This is a genomic window from Microcoleus sp. B4-C1 (assembly GCF_036705285.1).
GTDB lineage: Bacteria > Cyanobacteriota > Cyanobacteriia > Cyanobacteriales > Microcoleaceae > Microcoleus.
Map to the genome: position 1 here is coordinate 19259 of NZ_JAUBUC010000091.1, position 5586 is coordinate 24844.

The following is a 5586-nucleotide window of genomic DNA, read 5'->3' on the forward strand; positions in this document are numbered from 1 at the left end:
GTCGCTTTTTGTCTCTTTACTAATATAAACATATCTTTCTGAAAATTGCAACCCCTCCATCAAAAAAACTTTTTAGATTGTGGGAGGGGTTGCTGAAATCGGCGATCGAGTCTCGATCGCCCTAAAGCATCGAAACTTCCCCGATTACCTCCAAGCGCTTGAACTCACTGAGAGTCAGGTAAGTCTCCGCCAGAGTTTCGGCGATCGTCGGAGTAATCCACCCCAACTGCTTGAGCAAGTGAATCGCCACAGCAAATTGAGCACGCTTTCCTCCATCCGTCACCTTAATTGCCAAGCCCATGCCTTCGCCAACGCGGCCAATGCACTGCACCCCTTCGGCGCCGGACTTGCTCACCAATTCCCCTTGAGTCAAACGCATCAGTTCCGTGTCAAATTTGCCCTCACCCGCAACCATCATCGGGTGATGAGTCATAGCGCGGACAATCCGCTCCATATCCACATTGTTGCCGGAGGCTAACTGAGCGTACAAAGACGCCATTTGCCCCAACTGCAACAGATAGGTAGGAGCGCCGCAGTCGTCGCGAGCGCTGATAAACTCTTCGGCAGGCATGGCCAGCAAGTCAGCCACTTTGCCCAAAATAAGCTGCTGGACGGGATGTTTGCGCCGTAAATAAGTGTCCAGAGGCCAGTGCAGTTGCTGGCAGACAGCCAGCATTCCGGCGTGTTTGCCGGAGCAGTTGTATTGCAGGGCGCTCTTTTTGCCTTCGGGAATGGGGCATTGAAGTTTAGAGGGGTCAATGTCGCAGCGCCACAGGACGTTAAATACCTGGCGCGATTGCTCGATCGTACCTTGATGAGAACTGCAAATAATCGCTAAATCTCGATCGGTCAATTCGTAGCGTTCTAAAGTGCCAGTCCCCGTCACCGCCAAAGCTTGAAAAGGCTTGAGTGAAGAACGGACAAATGAGGCCGTTTCCGAGTTACCAGCAACAGACAGAACGCGCCCGCGGTTGTCGCAGACAGCGGCCTGGGCGCGGTGCCTCGATTCCACAATACCTTCGCGCAGCAGTGTGACTTCCAGTTCGGGAGCTTGGGTTCGTTTTCCCCTTGTCATATCAATTTTAGATTTTAGATTTTAGATTTTAGATTGGGGCCGGTGGAAGTTATGAGTTGCGAGCTGCCAGTTAAGAGTTATAAAGTTAATCTTTCGGCGATCGTTTCTCACTCATGCACGGGAGTGTGCCGGCGTTGGCTGTGCGCGGCAATCTCAAAACTCAAAACTCCCGAACCGAACCGATTACAAACAACTCCAAGTTAGTCCCCCGGCAACCAGCAATACTGTCAAACCATAAAATGTCTGCCGCAGACGCCTGAGAATTGGTTCTAGTTGGTAGTTAACAATCAACTGATCTTGAAGCAAAACTTCGGGAGTTTTAGGCCAAGATTGACAATCGTACCAACCAGACTCTTCGTAGACGACCGTGGGATTTGAAAGGCGCGATCGCACGTAGAACCAACCCAAGTAGAGTCGCAGCAAAGCTAATCCTAGAATAAAACCGGCACCTGCGGCACCGCTGAGGACAAACTGAGCTGGATACTTGCTTGGAGCAAAGCTAGAAGCAGCTATCGGCACCGATACCAAGCAACTCCAAGCCCACACCCAAGCTAGTTTTGCCAGGTATCCGGGCCAATTGAGTGTTACCCAGCTAAAAAACCAGGATTCTTTAAGTTCTTGGTATTCATTGATCGGTCGCTGTTCTTGCGGAACGGGACAAATAGAAGCAGAAACGTTTTTCACATTAGCCATCCTCACGGCGTGGGGGAAAAGTCAATGCGTTCGGCGTGTCCCCAGAACGCTTCTAAATTGTAGAACTCCCGCTCTTGAGGCTTCAAAATGTGAATGATCGCGTCGCCGTAGTCCATGACGACCCAGCTAGCGTCTGATATGCCTTGTGTACGCAGTGGCAAGCGTTGCCACTCTTCTTCCACTTGGTCTGCTATTGCTTGGGAGATGGCTCGTACCTGCACGTTGGAAAATCCGGTGATGATCGCAAAGTAGTCTGCCAAGTAGCATACTTCTGCCACCCGGAGCAATACAATATCTACTGCTTTGCGGTCATCGGCTGCTTGGGCAACGGTCATGATCAGGCCACGAGCTTCGTCTGAGGAGGTGCCGTCCGTTGCTGTAGACTGGGCCCTGGAGTATTCGAGTTGAGTTATATCTGACATTAAGTGTTTAATTTCCTAATTGATACGGTAAGGGGGAATCGGTGCGTTTTCGCGATCGGTTGTTGACAGTTTGAGACGGGAAATAGGAGTTAGGTTGAAGCCAAAAGTAAGGACAGGATTGCTGATAAATTTTACTTTCAACTTGTGATTTGTTCGATCGACTTCTGGGTCGAATTTCCTGTTTCCGGCGGTTCGCGGGCCATTTGCAGCGCCCAATTCCGCGTAAGTACGGTGCGGGGGTGGATGTAGCAGCGAGTTTCTAGCAAATATTTAAGAGAATAATCGCTAGTTTGCCACACGGCTGCATAAAGATTTTGCCAGCTTGCCTCGCGCAGTGCTTCTAGTTGGGCTGTGTTGCCGCGGCTCGGCTCTATGGTATCTGCTATGAATACGGTACAACTGAGCTGGCTCATGTTTGGTCTGCCGAGGGTGTGATTGGCGATTGCGTCCAAAATTTCTCGATCGACCACCCCGAATTCGTCTCTGGCGACGATCGCGCTGGCGTCTGCGTGCAGCAAATGCGGGTGTGCTTCCAACACTGAGTCTAACTCTAAACCTTCCTTCTGGGCCATTTGCAGCAGCAGTTGAGGTCTGAAGTATTTTGCCAAATCGTGCAACAAACCCGCCGATCGGGCTTTTGCTTCGTCGAGGCCGTAATGGCGAGCCAAGTCACCTGCTACCTGTTCGACTCCGAGGATGTGTTTGATGCGGGCAGCAGGAACGCGCTCAGAGAGCCAAGCTAGGACGATTTCGCGCGCGGGTGCAAGTGTCAAATATTAACTCCGAAATTGTATGAGCTACTATTTTAGCGTGTTGTTTCGATCGGCTGCGGTATCTGGCACGCAGGCAGGGCGGTTTCATTTTCACGAAAATCGCGATTTTGACTCTTGTAGTGCCAAGAATTCCTACCCCCCACAGACGATGATTCACAAGCCTTGGCGACATGGGGGCAGCCACTCTTTGCTGCTCCTACAAGAGAATGAAACAGCCCTGCCCTCTTCTTTCAATTTCGCGGCAGAGTATAATAGAACAAAATCTTTCAAACCTTAGCTGGGTCTATGGTTAAGCCTCGCCAAGCTGATTCAACCTTGAAATTGATGGATGAGTATTGTCACTAACCTGTGGAGCATTTAAACCAGTAACGAGGCTTGTAGGGTGCATCAGGAGTGAACACTTACGCGCTTATGCGGAAAACACTTCTGTAATGACGCACCCTACTATCGTCTTTTAAATGCCGAACAGCTTATTACAGAAATCTGTTTTCAGAAGTCAGAAGCATTCAAAGCTTTTACACACATTCATGCTAGTGTAATTTCTGATATTAAACGTAAGACACTACCAGCCATTGCAGAGATAAAGGGGCTAGAAAATGCTCAAGGGCTGCATCACTTTGGTTGGCTCGATTAATAGCGTTAATTGATTTTTCTTCTAATCCCTTATTTTACTTGATGAAGAAGAGTAAAATATTATTTTATTCTGCTGAGTGACAGAAGAGGGGTAATACTTTCATCAGTTATTGAAGAAGCAATCCTTATTCTAGCCACTGCTGGTAATACAAATATACGGTAGACTAGGGAAGTAAATACGCAGGGTAAGTCGGCTCAATATCACACATTTTTTAGTTGAGATAAAATCCATCCAAAAATTTTATTTTCGTCTAGTTCCGAAGTATACTTTGCTTTTGAATGGGCAATATTTGATGTAGAATGGGTTATTCAAGCATTTCCGATGAGCGAGTTCGTTAGGTTGCTAGAAGAGGGCATGAGGGCTACCATTGAGTATTTTAACCTCAAAACTATCAAAGAGAAACAACCAAGTTGAAAACCTTTCCACGCTTGGGCTTAAACTGAACTACCTCAAAAAATAGCTGTTTGGGGCGATCGCCTCCTGTGAGCTTCACGACTGCTAGACGCGATCGCCATCAACATCTCAAATGAGTTATATAAACATACTTATGGATAATTTTCGCTCCAGTGGAGACAAGTTCTAAACAATTAATAATATGGCTTCAGTATCGAAGGAGCTGCCAGCGTTCGTACAGAACGCCCACTGACAAGTCCAGCAACATTAGAGGGCATTGAGAATTTACCAAGTTTGCTGAGTAAACTAGAGATATAGTAACCCCGAATTTATTGAGGAGTGGAAAATGGAGACAATTACTGACCTGCCGGGGTATCGTATAACAGAACAACTCTATGCAGGATCTCGCACTCTAGTCTATCGAGGTATTCGGGAGAGCGATCGCACTCCAGTCGTCATCAAACTGCTGCGAAACGAATACCCCAGCTTCAGCGAACTGGTGCAATTCCGCAACCAATATACCATCGCCAAAAATCTACGTCTGCCTGGAGTGGTTGAACCCCTCGATTTAGCACCTTACAAAAACGCCTATGCTTTAATCATGGAAGACTTTGGAGGAGTTTCCCTGTCTACTTATCTCCCAGCAGCAAGTGATAAAAACCAACCCGATACATCTCTATCTTTAGAAAATTTTCTCAACCTAGCCAGGGAACTAGCAAATATTCTCCACTCTCTATACCAAAACCGAGTTATTCATAAAGATATTAAACCTGCCAATATTCTGATTAACCCCCATAGCCAACAAATTAAACTCATTGACTTCAGTATTTCTTCCCTGCTGCCGAGAGAAACCCAAGAAATCCAGAATCCCAACACCCTCGAAGGAACCTTAGCTTATCTCTCCCCAGAAAAGACAGGAAGAATGAATCGAGGCATTGACTATCGGAGTGACTTTTATTCCCTGGGTGTGACCTTCTATGAATTGTTGACAACACAGTTACCCTTCGAGTCAGACGACCCAATGGAGTTAGTGCATTGTCATCTAGCTAAACAGCCGATTCCGGTACATCAAATCAAGCCAGAAGTTCCCCTAATTTTATCCCAAATTGTTAGTAAACTGATGGCAAAGAATGCGGAAAATCGCTATCAGAGTGCATTAGGATTGAAACACGATTTAGAAATTTGTCTAGCTCAATTACAAAACACGGGTAACATTGAGACGTTTGCATTGGGAACGCGGGATATTACAGACCATTTCCTCATCCCCGAAAAACTCTACGGCAGAGAAACAGAAGTTGAAACCTTATTAGCAGCCTTTGAGCGAGTCAGCAGGGGCAGCACCGAAATGATGCTAGTATCCGGTTACTCAGGCATTGGAAAATCCGCCTTAGTACAAGAAGTTTATAAACCAATTACTAAAGCCAGAGGTTATTTTATTGCCGGAAAATTCGACCAATTTCAACGAAATATCCCTTACGCCGCCGTTGTCAAAGCCTTTCAATCATTAGTCAAGCAACTCTTAACAGAAAACGAAAATCAACTCAATACCTGGAAACAAAAAATATTAGCTGCCCTTGGCGCTAATAGTCAAATCAT

At 46.7% G+C, this 5586-nt stretch carries 5 protein-coding genes; 1 reads left to right on the plus strand and 4 read right to left on the minus strand.

All coding sequences use genetic code 11. The features are described 5' to 3' along the window. Nucleotides 1–121: 121 nt before the first annotated feature. The 4 genes from QUB26_RS26190 to yqeK all read right to left on the minus strand — a co-directional run bounded on the left by QUB26_RS26190 (nt 122) and on the right by yqeK (nt 2963). Nucleotides 122–1075, minus strand: coding sequence for an asparaginase (locus QUB26_RS26190; protein ID WP_333144243.1), 954 nt, complete (start codon nt 1073–1075; stop codon nt 122–124). A 183-nt stretch (nt 1076–1258) separates the two neighbouring features. Then, the gene (locus QUB26_RS26195) at nt 1259–1768 is read right to left on the minus strand and encodes a CGLD27 family protein (protein ID WP_333246119.1); all 510 of its coding nucleotides are present in this window, start codon (nt 1766–1768) and stop codon (nt 1259–1261) included. Nucleotides 1769–1770: 2 nt separating this feature from the next. Further along, on the minus strand, nt 1771–2190 hold the full coding sequence (rsfS, locus tag QUB26_RS26200) for a ribosome silencing factor (protein WP_333246117.1): 420 nt from the start codon (nt 2188–2190) through the stop codon (nt 1771–1773). Between the two features lie 137 nt (nt 2191–2327). Further along, entirely contained in the window at nt 2328–2963 is a 636-nt protein-coding gene (gene yqeK / locus QUB26_RS26205; RefSeq protein ID WP_333246115.1) for a bis(5'-nucleosyl)-tetraphosphatase (symmetrical) YqeK, read from the minus strand. 1373 nt (nt 2964–4336) lie between these two features. Between yqeK and QUB26_RS26215 the strand changes: the two genes are divergently transcribed. After that, nucleotides 4337–5586 (plus strand): protein kinase domain-containing protein (locus QUB26_RS26215; protein ID WP_333320329.1); only part of this gene is annotated, 1250 nt, incomplete at its 3' end.